The 16,189-nt window shown below is 55.1% G+C and carries 18 protein-coding genes; 10 read left to right on the plus strand and 8 right to left on the minus strand.

Going from position 1 to position 16,189, the window contains the following annotated elements; translation table 11 throughout:
- The first annotated feature begins 213 nt into the window (after positions 1-213).
- The 9 genes from yqjA (at position 214) to BJ887_RS10830 (ending at position 4,935) form a co-directional block, all read left to right on the plus strand.
- A complete protein-coding gene (gene yqjA, locus BJ887_RS10790) occupies positions 214-876 on the plus strand; it encodes a DedA family general envelope maintenance protein YqjA (RefSeq protein WP_014171727.1) in 663 nt (220 codons plus the stop codon).
- Between the two features lie 2 nt (positions 877-878).
- Positions 879-1,262, plus strand: coding sequence for an EnvZ/OmpR regulon moderator MzrA (mzrA, locus tag BJ887_RS10795; RefSeq protein ID WP_020883575.1), 384 nt, complete (start codon positions 879-881; stop codon positions 1,260-1,262).
- A 143-nt stretch (positions 1,263-1,405) separates the two neighbouring features.
- Positions 1,406-1,774, plus strand: coding sequence for a DUF1090 domain-containing protein (locus tag BJ887_RS10800; protein WP_014171729.1), 369 nt, complete (start codon positions 1,406-1,408; stop codon positions 1,772-1,774).
- Positions 1,775-1,803: 29 nt separating this feature from the next.
- On the plus strand, positions 1,804-2,109 hold the full coding sequence (locus BJ887_RS10805; protein ID WP_003862645.1) for a YqjD family protein: 306 nt from the start codon (positions 1,804-1,806) through the stop codon (positions 2,107-2,109).
- Between the two features lies 1 nt (position 2,110).
- Positions 2,111-2,509, plus strand: coding sequence for a phage holin family protein (locus tag BJ887_RS10810; protein WP_013098867.1), 399 nt, complete (start codon positions 2,111-2,113; stop codon positions 2,507-2,509).
- Positions 2,506-2,802, plus strand: a complete 297-nt coding sequence (locus BJ887_RS10815) for a YqjK-like family protein (RefSeq protein ID WP_020883574.1) — start codon at positions 2,506-2,508, stop codon at positions 2,800-2,802. Before BJ887_RS10810 ends, BJ887_RS10815 begins: the two co-directional genes overlap by 4 nt.
- Before the next feature lie 209 nt (positions 2,803-3,011).
- Complete coding sequence (locus BJ887_RS10820) at positions 3,012-3,404, plus strand: DoxX family protein (protein ID WP_006178691.1); 393 nt, start codon at positions 3,012-3,014, stop codon at positions 3,402-3,404.
- 72 nt (positions 3,405-3,476) lie between these two features.
- The gene (locus BJ887_RS10825) at positions 3,477-4,463 is read left to right on the plus strand and encodes a glutathione S-transferase family protein (protein ID WP_020883573.1); all 987 of its coding nucleotides are present in this window, start codon (positions 3,477-3,479) and stop codon (positions 4,461-4,463) included.
- A gap of 106 nt (positions 4,464-4,569) precedes the next feature.
- Positions 4,570-4,935, plus strand: coding sequence for a DUF805 domain-containing protein (locus tag BJ887_RS10830; protein ID WP_014171733.1), 366 nt, complete (start codon positions 4,570-4,572; stop codon positions 4,933-4,935).
- A 40-nt stretch (positions 4,936-4,975) separates the two neighbouring features.
- Here BJ887_RS10830 and BJ887_RS10835 read toward each other — a convergent pair whose 3' ends face one another.
- Complete coding sequence (locus BJ887_RS10835; protein WP_014171734.1) at positions 4,976-5,878, minus strand: LysR family transcriptional regulator; 903 nt, start codon at positions 5,876-5,878, stop codon at positions 4,976-4,978.
- 103 nt (positions 5,879-5,981) lie between these two features.
- On the opposite strand from BJ887_RS10835, the gene BJ887_RS10840 reads away from it, so the two are divergent.
- Complete coding sequence (locus BJ887_RS10840) at positions 5,982-6,683, plus strand: pirin family protein (protein WP_014171735.1); 702 nt, start codon at positions 5,982-5,984, stop codon at positions 6,681-6,683.
- Positions 6,684-6,725: 42 nt separating this feature from the next.
- Here the strand turns inward: BJ887_RS10840 and BJ887_RS10845 are convergent, their stop codons facing one another.
- The 7 genes from BJ887_RS10845 to tdcB form a co-directional block, all read right to left on the minus strand.
- Positions 6,726-8,027 carry a serine dehydratase subunit alpha family protein gene (locus tag BJ887_RS10845; protein ID WP_020883571.1) on the minus strand — a complete coding sequence of 434 codons (1,302 nt, stop codon included), beginning with the start codon at positions 8,025-8,027 and terminating at the stop codon, positions 6,726-6,728.
- A 20-nt stretch (positions 8,028-8,047) separates the two neighbouring features.
- Positions 8,048-9,379, minus strand: a complete 1,332-nt coding sequence (locus BJ887_RS10850) for an amino acid permease (protein WP_079231656.1) — start codon at positions 9,377-9,379, stop codon at positions 8,048-8,050.
- A 262-nt stretch (positions 9,380-9,641) separates the two neighbouring features.
- Positions 9,642-10,052 (minus strand): Spy/CpxP family protein refolding chaperone, encoded by a 411-nt coding sequence (locus BJ887_RS10855; protein ID WP_079231655.1) that lies wholly within the window; start codon positions 10,050-10,052, stop codon positions 9,642-9,644.
- A 151-nt stretch (positions 10,053-10,203) separates the two neighbouring features.
- Positions 10,204-12,498, minus strand: coding sequence for a formate C-acetyltransferase (gene pflB, locus BJ887_RS10860; protein WP_014171739.1), 2,295 nt, complete (start codon positions 12,496-12,498; stop codon positions 10,204-10,206).
- Between the two features lie 15 nt (positions 12,499-12,513).
- Entirely contained in the window at positions 12,514-13,722 is a 1,209-nt protein-coding gene (gene tdcD, locus BJ887_RS10865; RefSeq protein WP_121339859.1) for a propionate kinase, read from the minus strand.
- Between the two features lie 30 nt (positions 13,723-13,752).
- Entirely contained in the window at positions 13,753-15,084 is a 1,332-nt protein-coding gene (tdcC, locus tag BJ887_RS10870; protein ID WP_121339860.1) for a threonine/serine transporter TdcC, read from the minus strand.
- Positions 15,085-15,094: 10 nt separating this feature from the next.
- Positions 15,095-16,084 (minus strand): bifunctional threonine ammonia-lyase/L-serine ammonia-lyase TdcB, encoded by a 990-nt coding sequence (gene tdcB, locus BJ887_RS10875; RefSeq protein WP_020883567.1) that lies wholly within the window; start codon positions 16,082-16,084, stop codon positions 15,095-15,097.
- Positions 16,085-16,189: the final 105 nt, after the last annotated feature.

The raw sequence follows: 16,189 nt of genomic DNA on the forward strand, positions 1-16,189 counted from the left end.
CAAATTCTGTGACGCAGAACCTTGGGCTTTGTTACAATTGGATTCAATTCGTTATTTTGTAAGTTAGTGCTTGCTAACCAGCCAATTAACAGGGAACAGTGTTGGCCACACCTCAATGTGTCCGCGAGCGACCATAATGAAATCACAACAATGTCGCCGTGCTGTTTGTCCCGGATAACAGGCGTGACGTTAACCGATTTCCAGGAACACTGAATGGAACTTTTGACCCAACTACTGCATGCCCTCTGGGCGCAGGATTTTGAAACGCTGGCCAACCCTTCCATGATTGGCATGCTCTACTTCGTCTTATTTATGATTCTGTTCCTTGAGAACGGTTTACTGCCTGCCGCCTTTTTACCTGGCGACAGCTTACTGGTGCTCGTCGGCGTGCTGTGTGCCAAAGGGGCAATGGCCTTTCCGCAAACCATTTTATTACTGACCATCGCCGCCAGCCTTGGCTGCTGGGTGAGCTATATCCAGGGACGATGGCTGGGCAATACGCGTCTGGTGCAGAACTGGCTCTCCCACCTTCCTGCGCATTATCACCAGCGGGCGCACCATCTTTTCCATAAGCACGGGCTTTCCGCGCTCCTGATCGGCCGCTTTATCGCCTTTGTACGCACCCTGCTGCCTACCATTGCGGGTCTTTCCGGATTAAGCAGCACCCGTTTCCAGTTCTTCAACTGGATGAGCGGCCTGCTGTGGGTTCTGATCCTGACCACGCTGGGCTATGCGCTGGGCAAAACGCCGGTCTTCATGAAATATGAAGATCAGCTCATGTCCTGCCTGATGCTGTTACCGGTGGTTCTGCTGGTCTTTGGTCTGGTCGGCTCGCTGGTGGTGCTGTGGAAGAAGAAATACGGGGCCAGAGGTTAACGATGGTTATCTCACCGCTCGCCGTGCGCCGTTTTGCCGTGGCCATGATTGCCCTGGGCTTGCTCAGCCTCATGTTCCTGGCCTGGACGACGCTTTCGCATCAGGAATCGACGCTGGCCATTCGCCCGGTGAGTCAGGGTGTCAGCGTGCCTGACGGTTTTTCGGTGTGGCATCATCTTGATGCCAACGGCATCCGCTTTAAGAGCATCACCCCGCAGGACGATGTTTTACTGATTAAGTTTGATTCCCGCGCGCAGAGTGCCGCCGCGAAAGTGGTGCTCGACCGTACGCTGCCGCACGGTTATATCATTGCCCAGCAGGAAGATGACAACCAGCCTGCAGCCTGGCTGTCATTGATTCGCGATTCGTCGCATAGATTTGGATAATTACCAGGATTCCGAATCTTTTCACTCACTTTGGTGAATCCCCCGTTTACTTACTATGCTTAAGTACGCGGAGCACCCCATGAATGTACTCCGCTTGACTCTGGATAGCGGCTCACGCCGCAACACAATGGAAGGTTTCGATAATGAAATTCCGCATTACTCTGGCTCTGGCCCTTTTTTCTTTAAGCACAGCGTCCTTCGCCAACTCTCTCTGTCAGGAGAAAGAACAGGATATTCAGCGTGAGATCAGTTATGCCGAAAAGCATAACAATCAGCATCGTGTTGAGGGTCTCAAAAAAGCGCTGAGCGAAGTGAAAGCGAACTGTTCTGACAGCAAGCTACGTGCCGATCACCAGAAAAAAATCGCTGAACAGAAGGACGAGATAGCCGAGCGCCGTCACGACCTGCAGGAAGCGAAAGAGAAAGGGGATGCGGAAAAAATTGCTAAGCGCGAGAAGAAGTTGAAAGAAGCGCAGGACGACCTGAAAGCGCTGGAAGCTCGCGATTATTGAGTTAACGGAAATCTCAACAGGAGAGAATCATGTCAAAAGATACGACGTCTGAAAATCTGCGCGCTGAACTGAAATCCCTGGCCGATACCCTGGAAGAGGTGCTGAACTCCTCTGCAGATAAGTCAAAAGAAGAGGTCAGCAAACTGCGCAGCAAAGCTGAGCAGGCGCTGAAAGAGAGCCGTTATCGCCTGGGTGAAACCGGTGATGCACTGGCGAAACAGACCCGCGAAGCGGCAGCTCGCGCGGACGAATATGTTCGCGATAATCCGTGGACGGGTGTAGGGATTGGTGCCGCGGTAGGTGTGGTACTGGGTGTCCTCCTGACGCGTCGTTAATATGGAAGATCCTCGTCACGCACAAGGGCCTGCTAATAACGTCCTCGGCATCGGCCAGCGTATTCTGACGACGCTGGTCGGGATTGCCGAAACGCGCGTCCGACTGGCAGTGGTTGAACTGGAAGAGGAGAAAGCGAACCTTTTCCAGATGCTGCTGATGCTCGGGCTTACCATGCTCTTCGCCGCGTTTGGTCTGATGAGCCTGATGGTGTTAATCATCTGGGCCATTGACCCGCAATATCGACTCAACGCGATGATTGCCACCACCGTTGTTCTGCTGGTTGCGGCATTGATTGGCGGCATATGGACGATGCGTAAAGCACGCAAATCCACTTTCCTGCGCCATACGCGCCAGGAACTGGCCAACGATCGCGCCCTGCTGGAGGATGACAAGCCGTGAGCGATAAAGCCGAACGTCAGAAGCGAAAAGCATTCCTGCTCAGTCAGATCCAGCAGCAACGGCTGGATTTGTCTGCCAGTCGTCGCGACTGGGTTGACGCGACGCGTCGTTTTGACCGGGGCTGGAATACCTTCCTGAGCCTGCGCTCATGGGCGCTGGTCGGAAGCAGCGTGATGGCTATCTGGACGGTTCGTCATCCAAATATGCTGATCCGCTGGGCCCGCCGCGGCTTTGGTGCCTGGAGCGCCTGGCGTCTGGTGAAAGCGACGATTCGTCAACAACAGCTGCGTTAGTTCTTATGCCGGGTAGCGTTTCGCTTACCCGGCACACTTTCCCCCTTCCCCGTTACTCAATATCTTTGAAGAAGATTGACAGTTTTCCTTGCTAACAATTCCCATCTGCCCCGTTTACACTCCTCTCCATCGACAGCAAAGACGCGGTATCTACCCGAATTTGCACACAAATAAAGTTCAGCCGCTGATGTGGTTTCCTGGAGAGTAAAATGAAAAAATTAGAAGATGTTGGTGTTCTGGTAGCGCGTATTCTGATGCCGGTTCTGTTTATCACCGCAGGCTGGGGCAAAATCACCGGTTATGCGGGCACGCAGCAATACATGGAAGCCATGGGTGTTCCCGGGTTCCTGCTGCCACTGACTATTCTCCTTGAGTTCGGCGGCGGCCTGGCGGTTCTGTTCGGCTTCCTGACCCGCACCACTGCACTGTTTACCGCAGGCTTCACCCTGCTGACGGCGTTCATCTTCCACAGTAACTTTGCGGAAGGCGTGAACTCTCTGATGTTCATGAAAAACCTGACCATCGCGGGTGGCTTCCTGCTGCTGGCCATCACTGGCCCAGGCGCATACAGCATCGACCGCGTTCTGAATAAGAAGTGGTAAGCACGCTATACTGAATGAACACAAAGCGAGGAGATATCTCCTCGCTTTTGCTTATTGACGGAGGAGAAAAAAATGGGACAACTCGTAGACGGCGTCTGGCAGGATGTCTGGTATGACACCAAATCCACCGGGGGACGCTTCAAGCGCTCTGTTTCGGCCTTCCGTAACTGGCTAACCGCCGATGGCGCACCGGGCCCAAGCGGCGAAGGCGGCTTTGCGGCTGAGAAAGACCGTTATCATCTCTATGTTTCTCTGGCCTGCCCGTGGGCGCACCGCACGCTGATTGTGCGCAAGCTGAAAGGACTCGAATCCTTAATTCCGGTTTCGGTGGTCAACCCCCTGATGCTGGAAAACGGCTGGACGTTTGACAGTGATTTCCCGGCCGCCACCGGTGATGACCTCTACCACCACGATTTTCTCTATCAGCTCTATCTGCGCGCCGATCCGCACTACACCGGACGCGTGACCGTACCCGTGCTGTGGGACAAGAAAAACCAGACCATTGTCAGCAATGAGTCCGCAGAGATCATCCGCATGTTCAACACCGCGTTTGATGCCCACGGGGCCCGCGCCGGGGATTACTATCCGGTTGAGCTGCGCGATAAGATTGATGAGCTGAACAGCTGGATTTACGACAACGTGAATAACGGTGTGTACAAGGCCGGCTTTGCCACCAGCCAGGAAGCGTATGACGACGCGGTGGGAAAAGTGTTTGAATCGCTGGAGCGTCTTGAGCAGATCCTCGGCCAGCATCGCTACCTGACGGGCGACCGCCTGACGGAAGCAGACATTCGTCTGTGGACAACGCTGGTTCGCTTTGATCCTGTGTATGTCACCCACTTCAAGTGTGATAAACACCGCATCAGCGATTACCTGAACCTGTACGGTTTCCTGCGCGATATTTATCAGATGCCGGGCATTGCTGAAACGGTCGATTTCAACCATATCCGCACCCACTATTTCCGCAGCCATAAGACCATCAACCCGACGGGTATTATCTCTGTGGGTCCGTGGCAGGACCTGGATGAACCGCACGGTCGCGACGTGCGTTTCGGATAAATATCAAGGGCATCAATTGATGCCCTTTTTTAATTCACAATCTCCATCTATCCTTACCTCGATCGCTTAAAAAACAAGTGATTGACTGACTAATGAGGCAAGGAAAATGGACTGGTATTTAAAAGTACTGCGCAACTACATTGGATTTGGTGGCCGCGCTCGCCGTAAAGAGTACTGGATGTTCGTTCTGGTGAACTTCATCCTCATCATGGTGCTGGGCATTATCGATAAAATTCTTGGCTGGGAACGAGCCGGCGGTGAAGGTGTTCTCACCACGATTTACGGCCTGCTGGTCCTGCTTCCCTCATGGGCCGTACTGTTCCGACGGCTACACGATACCGATCGTTCAGCCTGGTGGTTACTGCTGCTGCTGATCCCGATTGTGGGCTGGCTGGTCATTCTGGTCTTCAACTGTCAGGCCGGCACGCCGGGCGAAAACCGCTTCGGGCCCGATCCAAAACTCAACGCATAAAACAAAGCCCGGTGGCGTTTCGCGTACCGGGCTCGATTTTTTATTTGTTGTGATGGGCAAAGAGCTTGGGTATTTCGCGCAGGCACCACGATTTGGCCTCACCCATGCTGTCGCGCCGCCACGCCATAATGATGTCCACTTCGCTGGTGTACTCCGGGCTGACCACGCGTAGCCGCCCTTCTGCAATATCTTTTTCGACAAACGGATACGGCATCGTTGCCACGCCCAGGCCCGCCAGCAACGCCTGACGTTTGTCTTCAAGCGATGTGACGGTCAGACGCGGTTGTTTATCCAGCAACTGCACCGTTAACACCGGACGCTCGCGTGCGGTATCTGCGACCGCGACCCCGCGGTATTTCACCCGCGTCACTTCCGAGAGCGGCTCCGGCTCCTGGTGAATCGGGTGATCCGGTGCGGCGACATAGACGTTCATCACGCTGTAGAGCTTGCGGGAGTTGATTTCAGATGAGGAACGGAAGTGCATGTCCGGGGCAATGACGATATCCGCCCTGCCCGTCTCCAGTCGCTCCCAGGCCCCGGCCAGCACCTCGGTGATGATCGATAACTGGGTGTTTGCTTTATCGGCCAGCCGGTTCACCAGCGGGAACAGCGCCTCGGTGGGCACCAGCGCTTCCGTCACCAGCGTCAGATGGGTTTCCCAGCCGCGCGCCAGCGCTTCGGCGTCCGTCGTCAGCTTGTCCGCCGCTTCCAGCAGGACGCGACCACGCTCCAGCAGCATCCGTCCGACGTTAGTGAATTTTGTTCGATGACCGGAGCGGTCAAAGAGCACCACGTCCAGCTCTTCCTCCAGCTTCTGCATGGTATAGCTGAGCGCAGACGGAACGCGCCCCAGTTCATCTGCCGCCGCGGCAAAACTGCCACGCCGGTCAATTGCGTCCATGACGCGAAGCGCCTCAAGCGTCAATGCTCTCTCTTTAGCCATCTCGTTCTCATTCAGGAAATTTGAACATACCGGGCAGAATATCTGGCTAACAATGAAGCGTCCATACCTTTACCATTGTTTAGTGTAAAGAGAGGTCAAGTTTATGATTACGACAAGAACAGCTAAACAGTGCGGACAAGCCGATTTCGGTTGGCTGCAGGCCCGCTACACCTTTTCCTTTGGACACTACTTTGACCCTAAACTGCTCGGTTACGCTTCACTGCGCGTATTGAATCAGGAAGTGCTCGCCCCAGGCGCGTCCTTCCAGCCGCGTACGTACCCGAAAGTCGATATCCTGAACCTGATCCTGGAAGGCGAAGCAGAATACCGCGACAGCGAGGGCAATCATGTCCAGGCGAAGGCCGGCGAAGCATTATTAATCTCCACGCAGCCGGGCATCAGTTACAGCGAGCATAACCTCAGCAAAGATAAAACGCTGACCCGTATGCAGCTGTGGCTGGATGCCTGCCCTGAGCGGGAAAACCCGCTGGTACAGAAGTTAGATTTGACGGGCGACAGGCAGCAGCTGATAGCCTCCCCGGACGGCAGTCAAGGCAGCCTGCAGTTGCGCCAGCAGGTGTGGCTGCACCATATCGAACTGAAGAAAGGGGAACAGGCGAGCTTCCAGCTTCATGGTCCGCGCGCCTATCTGCAATCGATTCACGGTACGGTGCATGCGGTGACGCATACGGAAGAGAAAGAAGCGCTCACCTGCGGTGACGGGGCGTTTATTCGCGACGAAGCGAATATCACGCTGGTTGCTGATTCGCCGCTGCGCGCGCTGTTAATTGATTTACCGGTTTAACACCCGATAATCCTCTCTCCCCGGCGGGGAGAGAGGAAACCGTTACACTTTACGTGCCATAATCTCAATAATCTGCCGGTCCGTCGCCTGCATGGCGCGGCACGCCAGCGAACACAGGTTCGCGATCGACTGCTCCACATCGTGCGCCACAATCCCTTCATTGCCCGTTACCGCCGAATCATCCAGCGCCATCATCACCGCTTTCCAGGCACTGCCGACGCTGGTTGAGACCTTCATGGCACAGCTGTTGGACGCGCCATCGCAGATCATCCCGCTGACATCGCCAATCATGCTGCTGATTGCCATTGAGAGCGTCTGATAGCTTCCGCCCATCAGCCAGGCCATGCCTGCCGCCGCCCCCATCGCCGCCGTGGTAGCCGCACACAGCGCCGACAGGCGCGGAAGCTGGGCGTGGATATAAATAGCCGAAAGGTGTGAAAGCATCAGCGCCCGGGCAAGGCGTTCATCATCCGCCTGGACATGTTCCGCCACCACCACAACCGGCATGGTGGCCGTGATCCCCTGGTTGCCCGATCCGGAATTGCTCATTGCCGGCAGCGTCGCCCCGCCCATTCGGGCGTCCGAGGCCGCACTGGTGCGAATGACAATGTCCGAGCCCAGGTCCTGCGCTATCCATCCGCGAGCGCGCTGCTTATTGAGCGTCGCGCCAATGTGCAGCCCCCATTTTCCGCTTAAACCTTCACGGGAGAGCGCATCATTTAATTGTCCGGCAGCCAGGATAAAGCGGATCGCGTCAAACGGCACCTGCTCCACAAACTCAAGGATCTGCGATAGCGTGGCGTTTGAAAGTACCGCCAGCGGATCGTCGTTCCTCTCATCGGGTTGAGAATCAAGCGTAAAGCGGGTTTCGCCCTGACAGACAATCTCCACCACCCGCGTATGCCCACCGGCGATGGTCACCATCGCCGAGGCCTGTCCGGCGTGAACGCAGGCGCGGGAGTAGAGGATGTCATCGCACGGCTCCTGCAGCTTGACCTGCACCTGTCCAGCGTCCAGCAGCGCTTTGGCACGCACCAGCGCATCGGCAGTGGCATCCTTCAGTACCTCCAGCCCGGCGTGCGCGTTGCCGCCAATGGCCCCCAGCGCCGCCGCAATCGGCAACCCGACCATCCCGGTGCCAGGTACCGTCACGCCAAGGCCATTTTTCATCAGATTCGGTGAAACCCACGCCTCAATCTGTGTGACGTCACCCGGCAGAAGCTCCGCGGCCATCGCACAAGCCAGCGCCAGAGAGATCGGCTCGGTACACCCCAGTGCAGGTTTAACTTCCTCCTGCACCGCCCGAATAAATTGATTCCATAAAGATTGAGTTTGCTCTGACATCGTTACGACCTTGTTTGCCCTTAAGAAAACGCGAGGAAAGGAGAAACACACAGCAGCAGACCGGTGATGATAATGATCACCAGCGACACGCCTTTATATTTGTGCAGCGCCGGCACTTTGTAGACCAGCCACGCCGGAATCAAACACCCCACCATGCCGAAGATTGGGCTGCAAATAGAGGTGAAGCTCAGTACCGGCGCGTTTAACACAATCGCGCTCCATGCCAGCAGAATGGCAAACAGCATGATGCCGCGCTGTACGGTGTTTTCGTTGATTTTCTCTGCCGGCATTTTGCGGCGCAGAATGTTCATTACAATGCCCTGCGTCGCTTCACGAAAGCCCAGGTACACGCCGAAGAACGCGGTCATGACGGCAAAAATATTCAGGATAACGCTGACAATTTTGACCCAGCCGGCACCGTCGCCACTGATAAACTGCGCGGCAATTGCCAGTGCGGAAATATTCTGTTCGTAGGCTTTGACCGCCTCATCATGCCCCATTGCCAGGGTGAACGAGACCGCGTAGAAAAAGACCGTCACGAAGAGGATCGCGAAGGCGATGTTCATCGCCCGCAGCGCTTTATGGCGCGCCACTTCAACCGATCTTTCGCGTGAACGATAGGAGATCACCATCGGGCTTAATGTCTGAATAAACAGAATCGACGTTAAGGTAAACGGCAACGTGATAATCGCGTTTTTAATGAGTAGCCCCACGGGTGGCAGCATGCCCACGTTGGCTAAATGCCAGAGGCCAATCATCGACAACCCGAGCGCCGCCACCACAAATAACTTGGTCAGCACCATCAGGCTGGAGACTTTAAACAGCAGTTTCTCGCCACGGGAGGAGATCGCCACCAGGATGCAGATCAGGAACAGACCGTAGAACGGATTTTCAGAGAGCAGCCCCTCCGTCACGCCGAAGGTGTGTAAATAGGAGGCGCTGTCGTTGGTGATGGCGGTGGAGTAGACGAACATCCAGATAACCAGCATCACGAAATAGAGCGCACCTAATAAAATGCCCCAGTTCTTACCGAGGTAGCCGCTGATGACGCTTGGATAATCTTTGCACTCCGGCGATTCTGCCAGCGTGTTAATAAACAGCCGCTGAAACAGGTACATGGCCGGATAGCCAATCACTGACGAAAGCAGAAACACCCACAGTCCCATCAGCCCCACCTGTACCGGGAGAAAAACAATCCCCGCGCCGATGGCCATTCCGATACTCATGATGACCCAGCCCGTATCGGTGCTGTCGAATTTTATGGCCTCCTGCCACTCGCTTTCACTCATCCCTGCCCGCTTTGCCGCGGGTGAATCGTTCACAATCACACTGCTGTTTGTTGCCGTATCCATAAGGCACTCGCTTATTTTGTAGGGTAACCAGTTGTTTTTATGGGATTCTGACCACCAGCGATAATGAGCCAGACTGCTGCAGGTGTGTGTTATTGGAATGGACAAATCATACGTGGAGAGCGGGAGAAAAAAGTCACAATATTTATAAGGCTTTTCGCAAGCGAGAGAAATAAATACTCTGAGATGATAAATAATCGATGGGTTTTTCTAAAAGTGATGCCGATCAAGAAATAAAAAACCCGCGACATGCGCGGGTGTGTCATCAGTTAGCCAGCGCGTTCGCCATATCGGTTTTCACCTGTTTACGCTGCTCCGCTGTCAGAACCTGGCTGACATCAAAGTAGTATTTGACGCGGTAATAGCGGGTCTGCTCTTCAATTTTACTGAATGCGGCAAGCTGGTTTTTCACCGTGCTTTCATCCCATTTCCCGGTCTGGAACATCTCGATCAGCGCACCGTCTTTCACGCCGGTCATCGGGATCTTGTTGACATTTTGTTCCAGCGTCTGATGCAGCGCGTCGATCTTCTTAATCTGATCGTTGCTCAGCTTGAGGTGTTGCACCAGCGGATCCTGCGCCGGAGAGGGGGCAGCTTCAACGTCAGCGGCCTGTGCGGCAAAACTGCACGCCACCAGCGAGGCAGCAACCAGGGTGATACGGGTCATTTTCATCATCTTACTGTCCTTATATACTGTTTCAGGGGAAAAGCAGGCGCATTGTTTTTCAGAAGCGGATGAAGATGTGTGAGTAATTATATAAACATTTTTGTATGTTCCGCGGACAAAAAACCCCCCTTAACCAAAGGGGGCCTGTTTCAGACGACGATCACAGTGCCTGGGTAAACGTCCTTGAGATCACGTCCTGCTGCTGCTCGCGCGTCAGCGCATTAAAGCGCACCGCATACCCTGAGACACGAATGGTCAGGTTGGGATAGTTCTCCGGGTGCTCAATCGCCTCCATCAGCATCTCCCGGTTCATGACGTTAACGTTGAGGTGCTGTCCCCCCTCAATGGCCGCTTCGTGGTGGAAATACCCGTCCAGCAGCCCTACAAGGTTGGTTTTGCGCACCCTCTCATCCTTGCCCAGCGCCTGAGGCACGATGGAGAAGGTGTAAGAGATCCCGTCTTTCGCATAGGTGAACGGCAGCTTAGCGACGGAGGTTAACGAGGCCACCGCCCCTTTCCTGTCTCGTCCGTGCATCGGGTTCGCGCCCGGTGCGAATGGCGTACCGCCGCGGCGTCCGTCCGGCGTATTGCCGGTCTTCTGGCCGTAGACCACATTCGACGTAATGGTCAGGATCGACTGGGTCGGCACCGCGTTGCGGTAGGTCGGCAGCGCCTGAATTTTCTTCATAAAGCGTTCCACCAGGTCACAGGCAATGCTGTCCACGCGGTCATCATTGTTACCGTACTGCGGGTAGTCCCCTTCAATCACAAAATCGACCGCCAGGCCGGTATGGTCGCGTACGGGTTTTACCGTGGCGTATTTGATGGCGGACAGCGAGTCCGCCGCCACCGACAGCCCGGCGATACCGCAGGCCATGGTGCGGTAAACGTCCCGGTCGTGCAGCGCCATCAGCGAGGCTTCGTAGCTGTACTTATCGTGCATGTAATGAATGAGATTCAGCGCGCTAATGTACTGCACCGCCAGCCAGTCCATAAAGTGATCCAGGCTCGCCATCACGGTGTCGTAATCCAGCACCTCATCCAGCAGCGGCGCGGTTTTCGGCCCGACCTGGATCTTCAGCTTCTCATCCACCCCGCCGTTGATCGCATACAGCAGCGTTTTCGCCAGGTTAGCGCGGGCGCCAAAGAACTGCATTTGCTTGCCGATCACCATCGGGCTGACGCAGCAGGCAATGGCGTAGTCGTCGCTGTTGAAATCCACGCGCATCAGGTCGTCGTTCTCATACTGCAGCGACGAGGTGTCGATCGACATCTGTGCAGCGTACTTCTTGAATGCGACGGGCAGTTGTTCGGACCACAGGATCGTCAGGTTTGGCTCCGGTGCAGGTCCCATCGTGTGCAGGGTATGCAGGTAACGGAAGCTGTTTTTGGTGACCAGCGTGCGGCCATCCAGCCCCATTCCGCCAATCACTTCGGTGGCCCAGACAGGATCGCCGGAGAAGAGCGTGTCGAATTCCGGAGTACGCAGGAAGCGCACCATGCGGATCTTCATGATGAAATGATCGATCAGTTCCTGCGCCTGGATCTCACTCAGGCGACCCGCCTGCATATCGCGTTCGATATAAATATCCAGGAACGAAGCCGTGCGTCCCAGCGACATCGCCCCGCCGTTCTGGGATTTCACCGCGGCCAGATAGGCAAAGTAAACCCACTGTACCGCTTCCTGCGCATTCATCGCCGGGCGAGAAATATCGAAGCCATAGTTCGCTGCCATCTGCTGGATCTGCAGCAGTGCGCGTTTGTGTTCCGCCAGCTCTTCACGCAGGCGGATCGTCGCCTCCAGATCTTCACCCCGTTCGAGTTTGCCCTGCAGATCCGCGAACTGGCGCTCACGCTCGTGCACCAGATAGCGGATGCCGTACAGCGCCACGCGGCGGTAATCGCCGATGATGCGCCCGCGTCCGTAGCCGTCCGGTAGCCCGGTCAGCACGCCTGATTTACGACAGCGCATCATCTCGGGGGAGTAAACGTCAAAGACACCCTGATTATGGGTTTTGCGCAGTTCGGTAAAGAGATATTCGAACTGCGGATCCATCTCGCGGCCATAGGCTTCGAATGAACTGCGGATCATATTGATCCCGCCGTACGGATGCAGCGCACGTTTGAGCGGCTTATCGGTTTGCAGGCCGACGATCGTCTCCAGCTGCTGGTCAATATAGCCAGGTCCGTGGGCCGTGATGGTGGTGGCAATGTTGGTGTCAAAATCCACCGGCGCATGGGTGGCATTCTCCTGACGAATGCCCACCATTACCTTCTCCCAGAGCGCCGTCGTTGCTGGCGTCGCCTGCGCGAGGAAAGTTTCGTCGCCTTCATAAGGGGTATAGTTATGCTGAATAAAATCGCGCACGTTGACGGTGTCTTTCCATTCTTCACCGCGAAACCCGGCCCATGCGTCGCTGTAAGGGGCAACGCGCGTATCGATTGCTACTTTCATGAATTTCTCGCTCTGTCAGGCATAAGCCGCAGCCGGAGTGACCTTCCCAAGACGGAGGGCATCCAGCGCGATCATTTTTTCTTCGTTGGTTGGGATCACCGCGCAGGCCACGCGGGACGAATCGGTGGTGATCACACGCTCACCTGCGCTGCCCGGCAGGGCATTTTTGGCTTCATCGAGGGTGATGCCAAAGACGGCCAGGTGTTCCGCCACCAGCGTGCGGATCAGTCTGGAGTTCTCACCAATCCCGCCTGTGAACACCACACCGTCCAGGCGGTGTAACGACGCCGCGTGCCCGGCAATATGCCGTGCGATACGGTGAACAAAGGTCTGGATCGCCAGCTGTGCCCGCTGATGTCCCTCATGCCAGGCCTTTTCGAGGGTTCGCAGATCGGAGGATATTCCCGAGATCCCCAGCAGGCCGGACTCTTTATTGACGACGCGTTCCAGATCCTCAAATGACTGTCCGGTCTGTTGGGCTATCCAGGCCATGGCGCCGAAATCAACGTCGCCACAGCGGGTCCCCATGATCAGCCCTTCCAGCGGCGTCATGCCCATGGAGGTATCCACGCTCTCACCATTGCGTACCGCGCAGATGGATGCCCCGTTGCCGAGATGGGCAATCACCAGCCCGCTGTCCTCAGGCGAAATCCCGAGCAAGGCATGCGCCTGCCCGGCAACGTAGCGGTGGGACGTCCCGTGGAAGCCATAGCGCCGCACGCCAAGCTCTTCAAAATAGCGGTACGGCAGCCCGTACAGATAGGCCTGCGGGGCCAGCGTCTGGTGGAAGCTGGTGTCAAACACCGCCACCTGCTGTATGCCCGGAAACAGGCGTTCGGCTGCCTCGACGCCGCTTAAATTGGCGTAGTTATGCAGCGGTGCCAGCGAGGAAACCTGACGGATCTGCTCAATAACCTGTTCCGTGATAAGGGTCGACTCGCTGAAGAGGTCGCCGCCGTGCGCAATACGATGGCCAATCAGGGCCACGCTGCTCATCAGGTCACGCTTCTCCAGCTCCAGGGCGATGGCTGCCAGCGCCCCTTCGTAGTCATGGTGAGCCAGTCTGGCTGGCTCACCCCCGTTCACGGAAATAAAGGCTTTTTCAGTGTTAATCCCGTCTGCAATGCCCGTCATCAGGGCATCACAGCTGCTGGCATCGAGTACTGAAAACTTAACAGAGGACGATCCGCAGTTAATAACCAATACAACCGGAAACTCAATCATGGTGTTACTCCGCTCTTCCTGAGCCAGGGTTTAGAACAGTTTGTAGACGATGTTCAGGATGGTCAGCAGGCCCACAACCGTGACGAAGATGTTTTCGGGTCTGCCCTTATATTTCGCCATTGCCGGCGCTTTACGAATGGCATACATCGGCAACAGGCACAGCAGAGAGGCGATGATTGGCGCCCCCATGGCTTCGATAAGGTCGAGAATGTTCGGGTTGGCATAGGCAACGACCCAGGTCGACCCCATGATGAATACCATGCTGATGGTGTTCAGTTTGCCTACGGAGACTTTCTTCTTATCGCCCTTATAACCGAACTTCAGGATCAGGCCGTTCAGCCCTTCCAGCGTGCCCAGATAGTGGCCGAAGAAGGATTTGAAGATAGCGACCAGCGCAATGATGGAGGCACCGTATTCCAGCACCGTGGCAAACGTTGATTTAGTGCCTGACATGGTCGCAAAGTGGTTCGCCAGGTAAGAGAGCACGGGAATATTCTGCGCTTTGGCATCGGCCATGTTCTGCGGCGAGAGCGTGAACAGGCAGCTAAAGGCGAAGAACATCACCACCGCAACCATCAGCAAGCTGGCGCGACCGATGATTTTGGAACATTTCTGCTCGGTAAACGCTTTACCGAACTCGGGTTCGTACTCTTCACGTTTCGAGACCACAAACGAGGAGACGATGGGCGAGAAGTTGAAGGAGAAGACCATGATGGAGATCCCCAGCCAGACCGTCACCAGAATGCCGTCATGCCCGGTAAACGCAATATCACTCAGATTGACCTGGTCAATCACCGACGAGTTCCAGTAAGGGATCAGCGACAGGGAAATCAGCACCAGGCTGGCGATAAACGGGAACACCAGGAAGCTCATCACCTTCACCATCAGGTCTTTACCAAACCAGATAACAAAGGCCATCATCAGCAGCAGGAACAGCGCCACCACGCCGCGGTTAAGCGCGGGCAGCTGGAGCTGGTTTTCCCAGAAGGTCATAAAGGTGTTCGTAATGGTGACGCCGTAAATCCACAGCAGCGGGCAAATGGCGAAGAAGTAGAGGAACGTGATTACCACCCCACCGGTCTTACCAAAATGCTCTTCCACCGTTTCGGTGATGTTGCCAGACACGTTACTGCCGGACAGACACAGGCGTGCCAGCGCCCGGTGGCAATAAAACGCAATCGGGAAAGCGAGAACCAGCATCAGCAGGATAGGAATCAAGCCGCCGAAGCCTGCGCGAATCGGGAAGAACAGCACACCTGCGCCAATGGCGGTTCCAAACAGGCCAAGCGTCCAGGTGGTATCAGACTTACGCCAGGAGGACGTTTTTGTCTGGCCAACGATAATGCTTTCTGTGTTGCTCATAGGTCATCCTTTATGCGTCAACGAAGCCGGTAATTTGGGATACGCGGGAGAGATCGATATTGCCGCCGGAAATAATGCAGACGGTTTTACGACCCTGAATATAGTGATCAAGCTTGCCGCTTAATAACGCCGCACAGGCCAGTGCGCCAGCACCTTCTGTAACCACTTTATTTCGCTGAATGAGGGCAATCATGCTGTTACGAATTTCGTCTTCGCTGACCAGCACAATGTCATCGACTAATTCACGAACAATCTCGAAGGTTAATTTACCCGGGCGAGACACATCACATCCGTCGGCTAATGTCCCGGTAACGCGGTGGTTAATGATTTCTCCTGCCTGATACGATGCGGCCATTCCATGTACGTTTTCAGACTGCACGCCGATAATATTAATGGTCGGGTTGATGGATTTAATGGCCGTTGCAATTCCGGCAATTAAACCACCACCGCCGATGGGTACAATCACGTTATCCACATCATACAAATCTTCGAGAATTTCCAGACCAATGGTGCCCTGGCCGGCAATCACTTTCGGATCGTCATACGGTGGGATAAAAATGCGCCCTTCCAGCTCCACGATTTCGCTGACTTTGGCGATGGTGTCGTTGAAGTTTTCGCCGTGCAGCACCACTTCAGCCGAGTAGTCACGGGTGGCGGCGACTTTAGATTTCGGCGCGCCCATCGGCATGACCACTTTGCCGTCGATACCGAGCATTGCACAGGAGAGCGACACGCCCTGCGCGTGGTTGCCTGCAGAACAGGCAACGACACCTTTACGTTTTTCAGCTTCGGTCAGCGAACTTAATTTATTAAACGCACCGCGGATCTTGAAGGAGCCAGTACGCTGCATATTTTCAAACTTCAGGAATATCTCACCTTTACAGCGTTCGCTGAGATAATTTGAGCGCGGCATGCCGGTTTTATATATTTTGCCTGCCAGTCGTTTTCTGGCGTCCTGAATATCTTCAATGGTCACCGGGAGATCGTAGGTAATATGCATAATATCCTCGTTATAATAATTCATTTTCTTCAGGCAAAGTCAGGGTATCAGAGCACGGATAAAATAAGCTCTGGGTGTTTTTAAACAGGTTAACGCGTTATCAGA

This window comes from Enterobacter sp. WPR_3_1, from assembly GCF_003635055.1.
Lineage (GTDB): Bacteria > Pseudomonadota > Gammaproteobacteria > Enterobacterales > Enterobacteriaceae > Enterobacter > Enterobacter ludwigii.